Raw genomic sequence first — 17,228 nt, forward strand, 5'->3', positions numbered from 1 at the left:
TGGAACCTAAGAGGCCGCGTTTCCTCCGTCAAGGCGCTGCCCGAACCGCGACGCCCGATCGATAGGATATCGACATACCATGCCCGAAGTCATTTTCAACGGTCCCGCAGGTCGCCTCGAAGGCCGCTATCAGGCCGCGAAGGAAAAGAACGCGCCGATCGCCATCGTGCTGCATCCGCATCCGCGCTTCGGCGGAACGATGAACAATCAGATCGTCTACAACCTCTTCTATATGTTCCAGCAGCGCGGCTTCACGGTCCTGCGCTTCAACTTTCGCGGCATCGGGCGGAGCCAGGGAGAGTTCGATCACGGCTCGGGCGAGTTGTCCGACGCGGCCGCCGCGCTGGACTGGGTGCAGACCCTCCATCCCGATTCCAAGAACTGCTGGGTCGCGGGCTATTCCTTCGGCTCCTGGATCGGCATGCAGCTCCTGATGCGCCGGCCCGAGATCGAGGGTTTCATGTCCATCGCGCCGCAGCCCAACAGCTATGACTTCTCCTTCCTTGCGCCCTGCCCCTCCTCCGGCCTGATCATCCATGGCGACAAGGACCGCGTGGCGCCGCCCAAGGATGTGCAGGGTCTGGTCGACAAGCTGAAGGCGCAGAAGGGCATCGTCATCACCCAGAAGACGATCCCCGGCGCCAACCACTTCTTCAGTGAGCATGCCGACGTCCTGATGGGCGAATGCTCCGACTATCTGGACCGGCGCCTGGCCGGCGAACTGGCCGACGCCCGCCCCAAGCGCCTGAAGTAACGCCTGCGGCAGAAGAACGCCGCCCCGTCTCCATCCTGACCAACTGCCTGGAATGCAAGCCATGAGCGCATACAAGTCCGATTTCCTGAACACGCTGTCCGAGCGCGGGTTCATCTATCAGGGTTCGGACCTTTCGGGCCTTGATGCGGTTGCGGCTGCGGGCGGGCTGACCGCCTATATCGGCTACGATGCGACGGCACCCTCGCTCCATGTCGGCCACCTCCTGCAGATCATGATGCTGCGCTGGCTGGAAAAGACCGGCGGACGGCCCATTGCGCTGATGGGCGGCGGCACGACCCGGATCGGCGATCCGAGCTTCCGCGACGATCAGCGCCCGTTGCTCGACGCCGCGGGCATTGCCCGCAACCTGGAAGGCATCCAGGGCGTCTTTGCCAAATATCTGGATTTCTCCGGCCCGGCGCGCATGGTCAACAATGCCGAGTGGCTGGACGAGCTCCAATACATCGATTTCCTGCGCGATTACGGGCGTCACTTCTCCGTCAATCGCATGTTGAGCTTCGAGAGCGTGAAGCAGCGGCTGGATCGGGACCAGTCCCTCTCCTTCCTCGAATTCAACTACATGATCCTGCAGGCCTACGACTTTGTGGAACTGTACCGCCGTTACGGCTGCCGCCTGCAGATGGGCGGGTCGGACCAGTGGGGCAACATCGTCAACGGCATCGAGCTGACGCGGCGGACCGCCGATGGAGAGGTCTTCGCACTCACCTCGCCGCTGCTGACCACCGCGTCGGGGGCCAAGATGGGCAAGACGGCCGGCGGCGCCGTCTGGCTGAACGCGGAGATGAAGAGCCCCTACGAATTCTGGCAGTACTGGCGCAATACGGAAGACGGTGATGTCGGCCGCTTCCTCAAGCTCTTCACCGAACTGCCGATGGACGAGATCGCCCGTCTGGCCGCGCTCGGCGGCTCGGAGATCAACGAGGCCAAGAAGGTCCTGGCCACGGAGGTCACGGCGCTCTGCCATGGTCGGGCCGCCGCGCTGGAAGCGCAGGAGACCGCCCGCACGACCTTCGAGGACGGGGCGCTTGCCGACAATCTGCCGTCCATCACCGTCCCCGCGGCCGAGCTCGCGGCTGGCGTCGGCATTCTGACGCTTCTGGTGCAGGCTGGCCTTGCCGGCTCGAACGGCGAGGCCCGCCGCCACATCCAGGGCGGCGCCGTGCGCGTGAACGATGCGGCACTCACCGACGATCGCGCGCAGTTCAAGGATGGGGACCTGCGCGATGGCGTTCTCAAGCTGTCGGTCGGGCGCAAGAAGCACGTCCTCGTCCGGCCCGCCTGAGAGCCCGAAGCGCCAGACCTATTCGTAGGCGAAGATCTGACGGAAGATACCCGGCGCGATCAGCGAGATCGGGTTGACCGTCAGCGTCGGCGCGCCGAACGGGCCGGCCAGCCGGTAGGTGATGCCGATCAGCCCGCCCTCGTTGCCATTGCCGAGAATCTGCCCGACCAGTGGCAGCGCGCCGAAGACGCGGTTGATGCCATAGGCCGGCATGAAGGACCCGGAAATATCGATGCGGCTGTCCCGGTCGTAGATCTGCCCGTCGAAGCTCGAACCGAAGACCGGCCCGCGGACGATCCCGTTGGCCACGCGCAGGGCGCCGTCGCGGTAGGACAGATCGGCCGAGGCCTGGTCGAAATAGGCCTGGCTGGTGCGCAAGTCCTTACCCACAGCCTGTGCCAGGCTTGCCTTGCCCTGCACGGGCGTCGATCCCACGATCCGCTCCAGCCGTGGCTCGTCGACCAGCGTGAAATCGAGCATGCGCAGCCGGCCGACATAGCCGCGATCCGCCGTTCCCGACAGTTCCAGAAGGGCGCGTCCGCCCTTCATGTTCGCGTAAAGGCCGGAGAAGGCCAGCAGCGCGCCGGTATTGGCACTGCTCAGGCTGATCGCATCCAGTCCGTCGCGCTTCGACAGATCGCCGGCGACCTGCCCTTCGCCCGCCACGCCGGAAATGGACAGCCCGACGAGGCGGCCGCTGCGGCTGGCGTAGTTCATGGCAAAGCGCTGCATGGCAACGCCGTTGAACCCGCCGAGACTGTCGATATTGGCGACCACGTCCAGGCTTCCACGCGCGCGCTTGCCGCTGCGATCCTGCCCGGCCGTGCTCTTCATATCCTGCAGGATGGGGCGCGCATCGAACTTGGAGCCTTTGATATCGATGGCGTAGCCGTTATCGGTCCGGCGTGCGGTCAGCTTTGCATCATCGCCCTGGTTGAGCGCCAATTGCGTCAAAGCCGCCGAGCGCAGGCCCTGCCCATCCGTGACGGCCGTTCCCGCCGCGGAAAAGCCGTCCCCCTTCAGCGTGATGTTGCTGAGCTTCGTCGCCTGCCCATCGGGTTGAAGGTCCAGCTCGAGCCGCGCAGCAACGCCCTTGCCCTTGCTCCAGGCGATGGTCGGGATCTGGATTGCCGCCTGGGTCAGGTCGGCGTCGAGATGCGTCGGCCCGTCGGCGATCCGCGCATTCAGCGCAAACTCGCCTTTGACAATGCCATCCAGCCCCGGCACCAGCTTGGCGAGGCGCTCCTCGTTCATGGCGAGCGCCGCGTCGATGCGGCGCGCCACGCCCGGATCGTTGCCGAAGGGAATGGTCAGCGCCAATTCGGTCGGGATGGAATCCATCAGGGCCGACAGCTTGCCCTCCACGCGGCCGGGGCGGATGGACAGGTCTCCCGTCATGGCCTCAAGATTGCGGCCTTCGATCGGGGAGCCGGGATTCGCCTTGTCCAGATGCGCCGTCACGCCCCAATCGAGAACCTGGTCCTCCGGCTCGATGTAGCGGCCGACCCGCAGGCTCGCCTGTGCGGCGACAGAGCCCGTCCCAGTCGCCTTCTTCGGATCGATGTCGAGCCGGCGTAGGGCGTTCAGCGGATCGCGTGCGGCGATGTCGAGGATCTGGGGCACATCGCCCCTGGCATTGATGGCAAGGTCGATCATCAGGTCGCGGCGGTAGCCGGTTGTCGGCTTGAACAGGGTGACGGTGGAATCGCTCAGCCGCACCGTTTCGAGCCCCTGGACCTGGGCCGTATCGACGGTCACCCGCGTCTCGTCCCCGCGCGTTTCCAGGCGCCCGTTGGCTGCGTAAAGGGGCGGCAGGGCGCCGACGGTCTTGAGGTCGGCGCCGTAAATGTCGAGATCGATTCCGAATTCGTCGTCCCGCGGCAGGCCGAGCTTACCGAAGGCAGCATCCAGCCGGTCGCGGCGGGTGTCGATCCGGATTGCGCCGGTGCGCACCTTTGCCGCATCGCCCATATGATCGAGCACCCAGCGCCGGGCGCGACCGGCAATGTTGAAGGGCCAGAATGCCTTGATGCTTGCGGCCGACAGGTTGGAAGCCGTCACGTCGAGCTGCGCCTTGGAGTCCGGCGCACCATAGCCGAACTGCGCCTCTGCCGTCAGGCTGCCGGCCTGCGTTGCCAGCGAAGCCTCGTCGAGCCGCAGAAGCCGCGCGGCGGGATCGAAGGTCCCTGCCAGGGCGAGCGTGCCGGTGCGCTCCGCGCCTGACCCCACCGTCGATCGCAGATCCGGTACGTCCAGATCGAAGGCGAGCCGGTCGAGCGCGGTGCCGCTTCCGGACGGCGCGGCGCTCACGGTTCCGCTTAAGGTGAAGGCGACATCGCGGAAGGCGAAGGGGCTGGGCAGGATGGTGACGTTCTCGGTATCGCTTCGGTAGCGCAGGGCAAGCCGCGCGGATTTCAGGCGCGTGTGGTTGGTGCCGAGCTGCAATGCGCCTGCCCCGGCATTCACCGTCAGTTCGGCGCTCATGGGGCCGTCATCCGCCTTGCGCGCAAGGTCGAGGCGCAGATCGAAGGGAATGTCGGTGCCGAATGGGCGTTCGTCCAGCGGATCGGCTTCGTCACCCGGCGGGGCGACATCGCGCAGTTGGAGCTGTCCGGACCGCAGCTCCATATGATCCAGGCGGCCGGTCTCGTCCGAGAAGCGCGCCTGCCCCGACAGGGTCACGGGCATCCCCGATACATCGATCGCGGTGACAAGATCGAGGCCGCCCGACTCGCTCCGGCGCAGTTCCGCCCGCGCCACGTGCAAGTCTTCCCCCGGGCCGTCCAGTTGTGGAATGCCGACGATGGAGATATCGGTGAACTCCAACGTATCGAAGTGGAAATTGCGCAGAACCCCAACGTGACGCTCGGCATTCTGGATCAGGCCGCCAATGCTGCGGCCGAGCAGCGTGTCCGGGCCGCTCGCGACGGGGGTGGTGCTCGGCGGCTGGGCGGCACTGTCCGTGGGACGCGGCAGGATGAGGGAATCGAGGTCGATCCGCGCGCCCGACACTTCGAAGCGGCCGAACTCCAACCCGCCGGAAACCAGCGGCACGAGGCGGATCGCCACCCCGAAATGATCGATGACCGTCTCTGCCTCCGGCCGGTCCCGGGGCGCCAGGCCGACATCGCTCCAGGTCACGGCAAGCGATCCGTCGCGGCGCAGTTCGTAGCTTTGATCCCCCAGGCGGGTCACGAAGCGCGGCCCCATCAGGCGCGCCAGCGCGCCTTCGGCGCGTGCCCGCACGACGGCCTGGCCGGCTTCGGTGCCGAGCAGGAAGAACGCGCCCCCGCCCACGACGATCAGTGCAATCAGAAGGAGGAGCGCCAGAAGCGCCAGTCCACGCCGCATCAGCCGCATGCGGGCAGACACGCGTGGGTGACAGGGTTGGCTCGGCCCGCAGCGGAAGGGAGCGGCGCTGTGCTCATCTAAAAACCAAGTCCCCCGGATTGCCGGAACGGGTTTGAAATCTTCCCCTTCCCGCCTGATACCATACCGCGTCGCCGGAGAATGCGTTATTTGCCTGTCCCATCGCAATGAGCCGAAAGGATGGCTGGACCATGGTCGCGATTGCCGCAGGACAGGATTGCCCCGACTTCTCGCTGCCGGATGCCGATGGAAAGCTGGTGACACCCGGCGCCCTACGCGGGCAGCCCTTCGTCCTGTACTTCTACCCCAAGAACGATACGCCCGGCTGCACGGTCGAGGCTCTGGATTTTTCCGCGCTTCTGCCGGAGTTCACCCGCGCGGGTGTCGCGGTCTACGGCGTGTCGCCCGATCCCGTCGCCTCCCATTGCAAGTTCCGCGACAAGCGCGGCCTGACCGTCCCCCTCCTGTCGGACGAGGAACACCGTTTGATCGCGCCGCTCGGACTGTGGGTGGAAAAGCAGACATTCGGCGTGCGCAAGATGGGCGTGCAACGCGCCACGCTCCTGTTCGACGCGCAGGGAAAGCTCGTCAAAGCCTGGCCGAAAGTCTCCGTCCAGGGGCACGCGGCCGAGGTTCTGGAAGCCGCCCGCGCCCTTGCCTGACGCTCGATACGACAAGGCCCGCCCCGGGCTGGGGCGGGCCTTCCTGTGTCTGCCAGTCGATGGGTAAGCTCAGTCGACATCCTCGACCGTGACGTCCCCGCCGAAGACGCGATGTGCCAGGGCGGCCTGGATGAAGTCGTCCAGGTCCCCGTCCAGCACCTCCTGCGGCGTGGTATGTTCCACGCCCGTGCGCAGGTCCTTCACCAACTGGTAGGGCTGCAGAACGTAGGAGCGGATCTGGTGGCCCCAGCCGATCTCGGTCTTGGAGGCGGCGGCCGCATTGGCCTTTTCCTCGCGCTTTTTGAGCTCTTCCTCATAGAGACGGGCCCGCAGCATGTTCCACGCCGTGGCGCGGTTCTTGTGCTGCGAACGCTCGCTCTGGCACTGGACCACGATGCCCGTGGCCAGGTGGGTGATGCGAACCGCCGAGTCGGTCGTGTTGACGTGCTGGCCGCCGGCGCCGGAGGCGCGGTAGGTATCGATCCGCACATCGGCTTCCGACACGTCCACCTCGATCGAATCGTCGACAACGGGATAGACCCAGACCGACGCGAAGGAGGTATGACGGCGCGCCTGGCTGTCATAGGGAGAGATGCGGACCAGGCGGTGCACGCCGGATTCGACCTTCATGCGCCCATAGGCATTGTGCCCCTTCAGGACGATGGTCGCGGACTTGATGCCGGCCTCTTCGCCGGAATTCTCTTCCAGCACCTCGACCTTCATGCGGGCGCGCTCGCCCCAGCGCATATACATGCGCAGGAGCATGGACGCCCAGTCCTGGCTCTCGGTCCCACCGGCGCCGGAATGCACTTCCAGATAGGTATCGTTGGAATCGGCCTCGCCCGACAGGAGCGTCTCGATCTCCCGCTGGGCGACCTCGCCCTTCAATCCGCGGATCGCACGCTCGGCTTCCTCGACGATGGACGGATCGCCCTCGTCCTCGCCCATGGCGATGAGCTCGATGTTATCGGACAGCGCCTGTTCGAGCCTGCGGATGCCCGAGATGGCATCGTCGAGGCGCTGACGCTCCTTCATCAGCTTCTGTGCCTCCTGGGGATTGTCCCAGATGGACGGATCTTCCGCCTTGGCGTTCAGTTGCTCCAGGCTCTTGACGGACTGGTCCCAGTCAAAGATGCCTCCTCAGCAGGCTTACGGCCTGCTTGATTTCGTCGACAATGGATTCGATTTCGGCTCGCACGCCGCAATCCTCACTTCACGGTTCGAATGGAAACGCGGCGGACCATAGGCACGCCGCGCATGGCTGTAAAGGCGGGACGCCTGCGTCCTAGAACAGGCCGCCCTGGCCGGTCACGATGGCTTCCTGCGCACGCTGCGAGACCCCGGGCGCGGGCGTGCCGGACTGCCCGTCGCCGATAACGCTGTAGACATCGGACGGGCCGGTGCCGGGCTTGAAGGCCTCCAGGACCGTGCCGGCCCCGCCGCCCGGCGCGGCCATGCCGGTGCGGCGATCCACGGCCACCTGCGTCATGCCGTCGGGAATGCGGAAATCGGCCACCGGCATGTCCTTGACGGCATCCGTCATGAACTCGGTGAAGATCGGCGCCGCCAAGCTTCCGCCCGTATTGCTGTCGCCCAGCGTGGACGGGTTGTCGTAGCCGATATAGACGCCGGTCACGAGGTCGGGCGTATAGCCCACGAACCAGGCGTCCTTCACATCGTTGGTGGTGCCCGTCTTGCCGGCCACCGGACGGCCGAGCTTGGACACGGATGTCGCGGTGCCATGCTGGACGACACCTTCCATCATGGAGGTGATCTGGTAGGCGGTCATCGGGTCGAGCACCTGCTCGCGTGTATCGACGAGCTCCGGCTCCGGCTGGTTGTCCCAGCTCTGCGCGTTGCAATTGTCGCAGCGGCGGTTGTCGTGGCGATAGACCGTATGGCCGTAGCGGTCCTGGATGCGGTCGATCAGCGAAGGCTCGATGCTGCGGCCGCCATTGGCCATGACCGAATAGGCCGACACCATGCGCATGACGGTCGTCTCGCCCGAGCCGAGCGCCATGGGCAGGTAGCGCCCCATCCGATCGTAGACGCCGAAGCGCTGCGCATACTCGGCCACGAGGTCCATCCCCATGTCCTGCGCCAGGCGCACTGTCATCAGGTTGCGGCTCCGTTCGATGCCGAGCCGCAGCGTGGACGGGCCGGCATAGTTGCCGCCGTAATTCTTGGGCTCCCAGACATTGCCCATCCCGTCCGGGATGGAAATGGGCGCGTCCAGCACGACGGAGGCCGGCGTATAGCCATTGTCGAGCGCGGCGGCATAGACGATGGGCTTGAAGGAGGATCCCGGCTGGCGCAGCGCCTGCGTCGCGCGGTTGAACTCCGATTCCGAATAGGAGAAGCCGCCGACCATCGCCTTCACGCGGCCCGTATGCGGATCCATCGCCACCAGCGCGCCTTCGACCTTGGGCGGCTGGCGCAGCACATAGCCCGAAGCGTCCGGCTTGGCTTCCACATAGACGACCTCACCCGGCTTGAAGGCATCGCCCACGGAGCGGCGGCCGAGCGCCCAGCGCATATCCGCCGCCGCAAGGTCGACCACCTCCCGCTCGTCGCCGAGGCGGCCGGATACGGCCCGGCGGGGCTGCAGCCCGACGGTCATGCTATCGCCGCTCGTGGCCAGAATGACCGCCAGGCGCCATTCCGGCACGTCCGAGAAAGCCTGCACCGCGCCCACGGCCACGCCCCAGTCGCCTGCCAGCTCCACCGTACCCACCGGCCCGCGCCAGCCCTTACGCTGGTCGTAGGCGACGAGCGCGTGCTGCAGGGCACGGCGCGCGAAGAGCTGCATTTGCGGATCGAGCGTGGTGCGAACCGACAGCCCGCCCTCATAAAGGGCGTCGACACCATAGCTTGCGATGATCTGGCGCCGGACTTCCTCGGTGAAATACTCGGCGGAAGCCAGGTAAGTGCCCGTCGGGCGGGGATTGACGTCGAGCGGCTTGGCCGACTCCGCCTCGGCCTGCTCACGGGTGATCTCCCCGTTCTCGGCCATGCGGGCGATGACCCAGTTGCGGCGCCCGAGCGCGGCATCCGGGTTGCGGAAGGGATTGTAGTTTTCAGGGGCCTTGGGCAAGGCCGCCAGATAGGCGGCCTCGTGGATCTCGAGCTCGGTGACGGACTTGTCGAAATAGGCGAGCGAGGCCGCGGCCACGCCGTAAGCGCCCATGCCGAGATAGATTTCGTTCAGGTAGAGTTCGAGGATGCGGTCCTTGGAATAGGCCTGCTCGATGCGCAGCGCCAGAATGGCTTCCTTGACCTTGCGCTCGACGGAGCGCTCATTGGTCAGGAGGAAGTTCTTGGCAACCTGCTGCGTGATGGTCGAGCCGCCCTGCATCGGGCCGCCGCGCACCAGCACCAGGGCGGCGCGCGCAATGCCCTCGATATCGATGCCGGGATGCTCGTAGAAACTCTTGTCCTCGGCCGACAGGAAGGCGTCCTTGACGCGCTGGGGGATCGCCTGGATCGGCAGGAACAGGCGCCGCTGGCGGGCATATTCGGCCATCAGGCTGCCGTCGTCGGCGTGGATGCGCGTCGTCACCGGCGGCTCGTACTGCGCCAGGACCTGATAATCGGGAAGGCCGGAGCTCATGCGGCCGACATAGATGGCCAATGCGCCCGCGACGATGAGCGCGAAGACGGCACCGATGCCGAAGAAGTAGCCGATCAGCCTTACCATTTGCTCATGCCTCGCGATCGACCGGCCCCGTTCTGGCCTGCGCCGTACCGTCCCCGTTTGTCCCAGGCCGCCAGCCGGCTCGCCTGTCGGCCGCACGGAAGCTCGTCATGTCGATGGCTTATAAATGAGGCGAGCCCATGTTGCGACAGGCCGCGCCCCGTTTCCGCAAACTTTACCATAGGTTGCGGCCAAGATGCGACGGTCTGGCCTTCGCCGCGCCCGGTTCAGGCGCTCAATCGGGCTTGCCTACGCCCCAGGCCGGCCCCCGCCCCTCCAGAAACCGCAGGATGGCACGGGCCGCCAGATCAGCGACTTTGCCCTGCCATTCACCGGACTGGACGAGCGTCTCGTCCTTGACGTTCGAAAGGTAGCCGAGCTCGAACAGAACGGAGGGAACGTCCGGCGCGCGCAGCACGCGGAAACCCGCCGAGCGATGCGGATTGTTGATCAACCCGATCCCTCCCGCTTTCAGGTCATCGACGAGCATTCCTGCAAAGGCAGTTGAAAATGCTTCGTTTTCGCGCCGCATCAGATCCACCAGAATGCCATGGATCTCCGGCGTGTCGTTTTGCCATTCGGGGCCGGCGAACCGGTCGGCTGCGTTTTCGGAATCGGCCACTTCGCCCGCAAGCTTGTCCGATGCGACATCCGAAAGCGTGTAGACGGTGGCGCCGCGGATCGTATCGTAGGCAATGGAATCGGCATGGATGGACACGAAAAGGTCCGCCCCCTGATCGCTGGCGATCTGCACCCGCCGCGCCAGCGGAACGAAGATGTCGGCGTCCCGCGTCAGAACGGGGTCGACATCTCCCTGCGTGGCCAGGGCTGCTTGCAGGGCGCGGGCAAAGGCGAGGTTGATGTCCTTCTCGTGAACGCCGGTCACGCCCGTCGCGCCATTGTCGATGCCGCCATGCCCGGGGTCGATCACCACGCGCCAGGCCTGCCGGCTGCGTTGCGGCGCCTCGAGGACACGGTCCTGGCTGCGCGCGGCAGCGTCGGCCCGCATCGCCTCGGCATAGGCGGACGGATCCACTGGACGCAACTCGAAGTTCAGTATGCGGCGCCCGTCCGGCGCCTCGACCCGTTCCACACCCGCCAGCACGTCCGGCGCCGTTTCGAACACGATCCGGTAACGGCCCTCGCCTGCCAGCCCGTCGCGCACATTGCGCACGACCGCGCCCCCTTCCACGGGCGGAAATGGCGTTGCCAGCACCGTATCCGGGAAATCCAGGACGATCCGGGGCGGGCCGTCCAGAAGGCGCATGGTAACGGCGACATCCTCCGTCACGCCGATCGACAGATTCGCCGCCTGCGCATGGGCGGAATAATGGACCGATGTAATCACCGTGGTTGCACCGGCCCCGGGCTGAAACCACATGAGCGCGGCGAGCAGGAACAGAATGCGTGACCAGAAATTCGTCATCTTACAGGCTTGGCACTTTCGTGGGCTGCAACTCTTGTTTCTGGCGCAGGCGCACCGTAAAAGCAAAATGAGACTTTTAGACAGGCGCGCCTGCCGTGCCGTGGACACACCGGAGCCGAGATGGCGTCCGGAGCGTGAAACGGGCTCGAGGAGCCGCCGACGGTCGATCGGGTCTCGCAACAAATCACTTCCGTCCGGCATGGCCCGGGTCGGTAGCTCATGCGGCGCTGAACGGCCAACCCCCGTGCGATGCGCCGGATTTCGTCGGTCGTCGCAAGGCGATCATATGACATAGGTTTCAGGTCGCGGACGCGTGCAGGCAGCAACTCTTCTTTACTCGACGGAACATGGCACGCCCCCACGGCGGCGCATTCCTGTCGATGCAGCCTTGAACGCCAAGACCGCGGCCTTTTCGGGCCCCCGCAGAAGGATCTCCCCAACGGTGCCATGCGCCGGAGATCGCGCGGCTTTCGCCCGGGAAAGCACACTCCATGCCCAACAAAATGTTGATCGACGCGTCCCACCCGGAAGAGACGCGCGTCGTCGTCGTACGCGGTAACCGGATCGAGGAATTCGATTTCGAATCCGAGCACAAGAAGCAGATCAAGGGGAACATCTACCTCGCCAAGGTCACCCGGGTCGAACCATCGCTCCAGGCCGCCTTCGTCGAATATGGCGGCAACCGCCACGGCTTCCTGGCCTTCAGCGAAATCCATCCTGATTACTACCAGATCCCCGTCGCCGACCGTCAGGCCCTGATCGAAGAAGAACTCGCCCGCGCATCCGAGGATGACGATGCGGACGAGCCGAAGGCCGATGCCAAGCCCGCACGCGCCCGCCGCAGCCGCAAGTCCGCCCAGGCGGCCGACGCGGACGAAGGCGAAAGCGTCTCCGAGCCCGTCGGCGCGGAAGCGGCCGCCGGTGATGGAGAGGCCGCCGCCCAGGATACGGAAGACAAGCCGAAGAAGGCCCCGGCCCGTCGGCGCCGCACGACCCGCAAGAAGGCCGATGCCGATGCGGACGCGCCCGTCGCACCCGCCGAGCCCACGGACGAGGCGCTTACCGCCGACCCCGAGGGCGCCGAAGCGGCCGAAGGCGAAGTGCCCGAAGCGCCCGTGACGGGCGATATCGACGTCCTGGTAGAGGATGATTCGGCTTCCAGCGTCGAGCAGATCGGATCCGAGGACGCGCTGGAGGAGGTGCCCGAGCGCCATCAGCGCACCTCGCGCAAGCAGTACAAGATTCAGGAAGTCATCAAGCGCCGCCAGATTCTCCTGGTGCAGGTCGTCAAGGAAGAGCGCGGCAACAAGGGCGCTGCGCTGACCACCTACCTGTCGCTGGCCGGCCGCTACTCCGTCCTGATGCCCAACACGGCGCGCGGCGGCGGCATTTCCCGCAAGATCACCAGCGTGACCGACCGCAAGCGCCTCAAGGACGTGGTGCGCGATCTGGACGTGCCGCGCGGCATGGGGATCATCCTGCGTACGGCCGGCGCCAACCGCACCAAGGCCGAGGTCAAGCGCGACTACGAATACCTGATGCGCCTGTGGGAAAACGTGCGCACGCTGACCCTTTCCTCGACGGCGCCGGCGCTCGTCTACGAGGAAGGGAGCCTGATCAAGCGATCGATCCGCGACCTTTACAACAAGGATATCGACCAGGTTCTCGTGGCCGGCGAAGCCGGCTACCGCGAGGCCAAGGACTTCATGCGGATGCTCATGCCGAGCCAGGCGAAGGTGGTCCAGCGGTACCAGGACCCCACGCCCATCTTCGCGCGGCAGGGAATCGAGGCGCAGCTCGACAAGATGCTGCAGCCCAACGTCACGCTTAAATCCGGCGGCTACATCATCATCAACCAGACCGAAGCGCTGGTGGCGATCGACGTGAACTCCGGCCGCTCGACGCGTGAACATTCGGTCGAGGATACGGCTCTTCAGACCAATCTGGAGGCCGCGGAGGAAGTGGCGCGCCAGCTCCGCCTGCGCGACCTTGCGGGACTGATCGTCATCGACTTCATCGACATGGAAGAGAAGCGGAACATCCGCGCCGTCGAGAAGCGCCTGAAGGATTGCCTCAAGGACGACCGCGCCCGCATCCAGCTCGGCAGCATCTCGCATTTCGGCCTGATGGAAATGAGCCGTCAGCGCATCCGCGCCAGCGTGCTGGAATCCACCACGCAGACCTGCCCGACCTGCAGCGGCATGGGCTATATCCGCTCGGCGTCCTCGCTCGCGCTGCATGTGCTGCGCACCATCGAGGAGCATTTGCTCAAGCAGGGTACGCACAACCTGGTCGTGAAGGTTCCGACCAGCACGGCGCTCTACATCCTGAACGAGAAGCGCCATTCCCTGGACGAGATGGAGCGCACCCACGGGCTGCGCATCACCATCCAGGCCGATGACGGCCATGGCCACCAGCACGTCGCCATCGAGAACGGGGCCGAAGCGCCGCGCAAGATCGTGGCCGAGCCGGTCCAGCCCCAGAGCGTCGAGCCGGAAGACGAGATCGACGTCGCGGCAGAGCCGGAGGAGACGGACGTATCCGACGCGCCGGTCAGCGCCACGACGACGGAGCGGGACGGCAACGAGGAACCCCGCCGCCGCAAGCGCCGCCGCCGGCGGCGGCGCGGCGATGGCGAGAATGGCAATGGCCATCGCGCACAGGGCACCGCAGAGGACGACTCCTCCGAGGATGATTCCCCGGACGATGACGACACGCTCGACGGATCGGACGCAGAGCCGGTCAAGGTCGCGACGCCCGGCGAGGATGCCGAGGGTGACGAGGCCGGGCAGGATCGCAAGCGCCGGCGCCGTGGCCGCCGCGGCGGCCGTCGTTCCCGCGAGGGTGCCGTGTCCGAGAACGGTGTGGATGCGGATGCGGATTCGCAGGCAGCGGACGCGGTGGTGACGGACGAAGCGCCGGATGCCATTGCGGAAGAGCCGGCCGCACAGTCCGAGCCGGTCGAGGCTCCGACGCCCGTGACCGCGGCGAACGACGATGCCGTCCGCACGGACGAGCCGGCACCGTCCGCGGACCCCGCCCCGGAACCGAGCGAAGAGCCGCAAGCGCAAGTGGCCGACGCAGCGCCGGCGGCGGCTGAGACGGCCGAGCCGATCAAACAGGTTCCGGCCGAGCCTGTGATCACCAGCAATGGCGATGACGGATCGGACGACGCCAAGCCCAAGCGCACGGGCTGGTGGGCACGCCGCAGCTTCTTCTAAGCTTTGAGCGCCACAGCGCTTCAATGCAAAGGCCGCCGTTCCTGGAAGGAGCGGCGGCCTTCTCTATTCAAGGCTGCATTCCACGACCGGCAGTCCCTAGATTTGGTCCCAAGGATTTCGGCCCGTCGGCTCAGCGGGCGTTGAGGAAGCCTTCCAGCCGGTTCAGCGCGTCGGCGACGCTGGCTGTCGAGCCGGCATAGGACAGGCGGACCGTATGGTCCCCTTGCGCCAGATCGAAGTCCAGGCCCGGCGTCACCGCGACATGGGCCTCGTTCAGAAGCGCCTCGACGAAGCCAGTGGATGACGTCCAGCCGGCCGGAAGGGAGGCATAGGCGTAGAAGGCGCCGTCAATCGGGGCGATGCCGGAGAAACCGAGGCGCGGCAGCCGGTCGATCATCAAGGCACGATTGTGCTCGTAGACGCGGCGCACCGCATCCAGCTCTGCCCGTGCATCGAAGGCGGCTTCCGCAGCCACCTGCGACACTTCCGGCGCCGAGATATAAAGGCTCTGGCTAATGCGCTCGGCGGCGCGCGCCAGCGCATCCGGCAAGACGAGCCAGCCGACGCGCCATCCCGTCATGCAGTAATATTTGGAGAAGGAGTTGACGATCACCGGCCGGTCGGAAAAGTCCAGTGCGGTGGCCGCCGGCTCACCATAGACGAGGCCATGATAAATCTCGTCCGAGATGAAGGTGATCCCCTCCCGGTCGCTGAACTCCACCAGCGCCTGCAGTTCGGCCCGGGGCGTGACCGTGCCGGTCGGATTGGCCGGGCTGGCGATCAGAACGCCGTCCAGCTTCTGCCGCCGGTGCTCATGAGCCAGTCGGTCGGCGGTCAGAATGTAACCGTCCTGCGGGCCGGTCGCAATTTCCACAGGTACCAGTCCCAGCGCCCTCATGATGTTGCGGTAGGCCGGGTAGCCCGGCGCGGCAATGGCCACGCGCGCACCGGGATCGAAAGCGGCCAGGAAGACGAGGTTGAATCCGGCCGACGATCCCGTCGTCACCATGATGCGCGATGGTGCGACGCTGACGCCGTAGCTTTCCCGATAATGTGAAGCGATGCGCTCCCGCAGGGGGGCGATGCCCATGGCGTCCGTGTAAGAGACCACGCCGTGCTGAAGCATCTGGCGTGCTGCAGCAAGCGAGGCCGTGGAGGCCGGCGATGAAGGCTGCCCGACCGCCAGGGAGATGATCGGCGCGCCTGCCGCCTTGAGCCGGTTGGCCTGCGACAGGACGTCCATGGCCCGGAAGGGCGCCACGTCGGAACGCGCGGACGGTGTCAACGGCGGTGGTACTTGCATCAAAAAGCCTCATAATGGCCGGAACATCATGACCGGTCTGTCAAGCTGACGCCCGGTAGACGAAGCCGGCGGAATGAGCGAATCGCATTGTGGGGGCCAGATTTAGCATGAAACGCATTTTCGGCCGCTTTGCGCGTAACCTCGTCGTGGTGGGCTGCGCATTTGCGACGGGGCTGATGCCCCTCGCCGCCGAGGCGCAGCAGCGGTCCAGATTGCCCGTGGTGCGTGATGCGCAGATAGAGGACCTGATCCGTGACTATGCCGAACCGCTCCTGAAGGCGGCCGGCGTGCCCTCAAACCGGGTCGAGATCGTGCTCGTGAACGATCTGTCGTTCAACGCCTTCGTGGCCGGCCGCCGCATCTTCATCAATACGGGCACGATCCTGAACTCCGAAACGCCCAACGAAACCGTCGGCGTGATTGCGCATGAGATCGGCCATCTGGCTGGCGGGCACCAGGAGCGCTTGCGCGACCAGCTCGCCCGCGCGCAGGTGATCGCCATCGTTGCCGGGCTGCTGGGTGCCGGCGTGGCGGTGGCGGGCGCGGCCGGCAGCTCGCGGGAGGCGGCGGGCCTTGGTGCGGGCGTCATGATGAGCGGCGGCGGCATCGCACGGCGCGGCCTCATGTCCTATCAGCGGACGGAGGAGATCACCGCCGATCGCTCCGCGCTGACCTATCTGCGCAAGACGGGCCAGTCACCCAAGGGCCTTTTGGACAGTTTCGAGGGGCTCCTGCGCAACAACATGCTCTCCGGGCGCGGCACCGACCGGTACCTGTCCTCCCATCCAGCGCCGCAGGACCGCATCGGCTTCCTGCAGACGGCGGCGCGTGAAAGCCCTTACTTCGACCGCAAGGATCCGCCCGAGCTGCAGCTTCGCCACGATCTGGCCCGCGCCAAGATCGCCGCCTATAACGGCGGAGCCACCCTCGTGCGGCAGACCTTCGGGCGCGATCTGCACAGCCAGCCTGCCCAGTACGGAGATGCCATTTCCACGCAGCTTTCCGGCGCGCCCTCCGGCGCGCTGGGCAAGATCGACCGACTGATCCAGGCCAGCCCGCGCAATCCGTGGTTCCATGAAGTCCGTGGCGAGATCCTGATGGAGGCGGGCCGCGGCCGTGAAGCCGCCGCCAGTTTCCGCAAGGCGGCGGAACTGGCGCCGGGGCGTTCCGGCCTGCTTCAGGCATCCATCGGGCAGGCGCTCGTGACGACGGGGGATCCGTCCGTCATGAAGCAGGCCATCACCGAGATCCGGAAGGGCCTCGACGTGGAGCCGAACAACTACAATGCCTATCGCTTCCTCGCCATGGCCTACGGCCAGACGGGCGATGTAGGCGCCGCCGAGCTTGCCACGGCTGAAGGTTACTGGCAGGCCGGGAACTTCCGGGAGGCCAAGGTCTTCGCGGCGCGGGCACAGCAGAAGTTGCGTCCCGGCACGCCGCAATGGCAACAGGCACAGGACATCATCGCCACGCGCTGACCGGCGCACGGCGCCACG

At 66.1% G+C, this 17,228-nt stretch carries 10 protein-coding genes; 5 read left to right on the forward strand and 5 right to left on the reverse strand.

Going from position 1 to position 17,228, the window contains the following annotated elements; genetic code table 11:
• Positions 1 to 79: 79 nt before the first annotated feature.
• Positions 80 to 754, forward strand: coding sequence for an alpha/beta hydrolase (locus AUL30_RS02245; protein WP_062226196.1), 675 nt, complete (start codon positions 80 to 82; stop codon positions 752 to 754).
• Positions 755 to 815: 61 nt separating this feature from the next.
• On the forward strand, positions 816 to 2,057 hold the full coding sequence (gene tyrS / locus AUL30_RS02250; RefSeq protein ID WP_062226197.1) for a tyrosine--tRNA ligase: 1,242 nt from the start codon (positions 816 to 818) through the stop codon (positions 2,055 to 2,057).
• A gap of 18 nt (positions 2,058 to 2,075) precedes the next feature.
• Here tyrS and AUL30_RS02255 read toward each other — a convergent pair whose 3' ends face one another.
• Positions 2,076 to 5,417, reverse strand: coding sequence for an AsmA-like C-terminal region-containing protein (locus tag AUL30_RS02255; protein WP_062226198.1), 3,342 nt, complete (start codon positions 5,415 to 5,417; stop codon positions 2,076 to 2,078).
• A gap of 200 nt (positions 5,418 to 5,617) precedes the next feature.
• On the opposite strand from AUL30_RS02255, the gene AUL30_RS02260 reads away from it, so the two are divergent.
• Positions 5,618 to 6,088, forward strand: coding sequence for a peroxiredoxin (locus AUL30_RS02260; RefSeq protein WP_062226513.1), 471 nt, complete (start codon positions 5,618 to 5,620; stop codon positions 6,086 to 6,088).
• Between the two features lie 69 nt (positions 6,089 to 6,157).
• Here the strand turns inward: AUL30_RS02260 and prfB are convergent.
• The 3 genes from prfB to AUL30_RS02275 all read right to left on the reverse strand — a co-directional run bounded on the left by prfB (position 6,158) and on the right by AUL30_RS02275 (position 11,208).
• Positions 6,158 to 7,286 (reverse strand): peptide chain release factor 2 gene (prfB, locus tag AUL30_RS02265; protein WP_157069811.1). Its coding sequence is split into 2 segments (ribosomal slippage): positions 6,158 to 7,216 and positions 7,218 to 7,286, totalling 1,128 coding nucleotides; the frame shifts between segments, so codons are not numbered across the junction.
• Between the two features lie 87 nt (positions 7,287 to 7,373).
• Positions 7,374 to 9,785, reverse strand: a complete 2,412-nt coding sequence (locus AUL30_RS02270; protein ID WP_062226200.1) for a penicillin-binding protein 1A — start codon at positions 9,783 to 9,785, stop codon at positions 7,374 to 7,376.
• Between the two features lie 232 nt (positions 9,786 to 10,017).
• Positions 10,018 to 11,208 (reverse strand): N-acetylmuramoyl-L-alanine amidase, encoded by a 1,191-nt coding sequence (locus AUL30_RS02275; RefSeq protein ID WP_062226201.1) that lies wholly within the window; start codon positions 11,206 to 11,208, stop codon positions 10,018 to 10,020.
• Positions 11,209 to 11,699: 491 nt separating this feature from the next.
• Between AUL30_RS02275 and AUL30_RS02280 the strand changes: the two genes are divergently transcribed.
• Positions 11,700 to 14,429 carry an Rne/Rng family ribonuclease gene (locus tag AUL30_RS02280; protein WP_062226202.1) on the forward strand — a complete coding sequence of 910 codons (2,730 nt, stop codon included), beginning with the start codon at positions 11,700 to 11,702 and terminating at the stop codon, positions 14,427 to 14,429.
• 130 nt (positions 14,430 to 14,559) lie between these two features.
• On the opposite strand, the gene AUL30_RS02285 is transcribed toward AUL30_RS02280, so the two are convergent.
• Positions 14,560 to 15,732 carry a pyridoxal phosphate-dependent aminotransferase gene (locus tag AUL30_RS02285; RefSeq protein WP_062226203.1) on the reverse strand — a complete coding sequence of 391 codons (1,173 nt, stop codon included), beginning with the start codon at positions 15,730 to 15,732 and terminating at the stop codon, positions 14,560 to 14,562.
• A 107-nt stretch (positions 15,733 to 15,839) separates the two neighbouring features.
• Here AUL30_RS02285 and AUL30_RS02290 point away from each other — a divergent pair, with 107 nt between their 5' ends.
• Positions 15,840 to 17,210 carry a M48 family metalloprotease gene (locus AUL30_RS02290; protein ID WP_083507618.1) on the forward strand — a complete coding sequence of 457 codons (1,371 nt, stop codon included), beginning with the start codon at positions 15,840 to 15,842 and terminating at the stop codon, positions 17,208 to 17,210.
• Positions 17,211 to 17,228 lie beyond the last annotated feature (18 nt).

Origin of the sequence: Aureimonas frigidaquae, from assembly GCF_001463905.1 — a bacterium.
Taxonomy (GTDB): Bacteria; Pseudomonadota; Alphaproteobacteria; order Rhizobiales; family Rhizobiaceae; genus Aureimonas; species Aureimonas frigidaquae.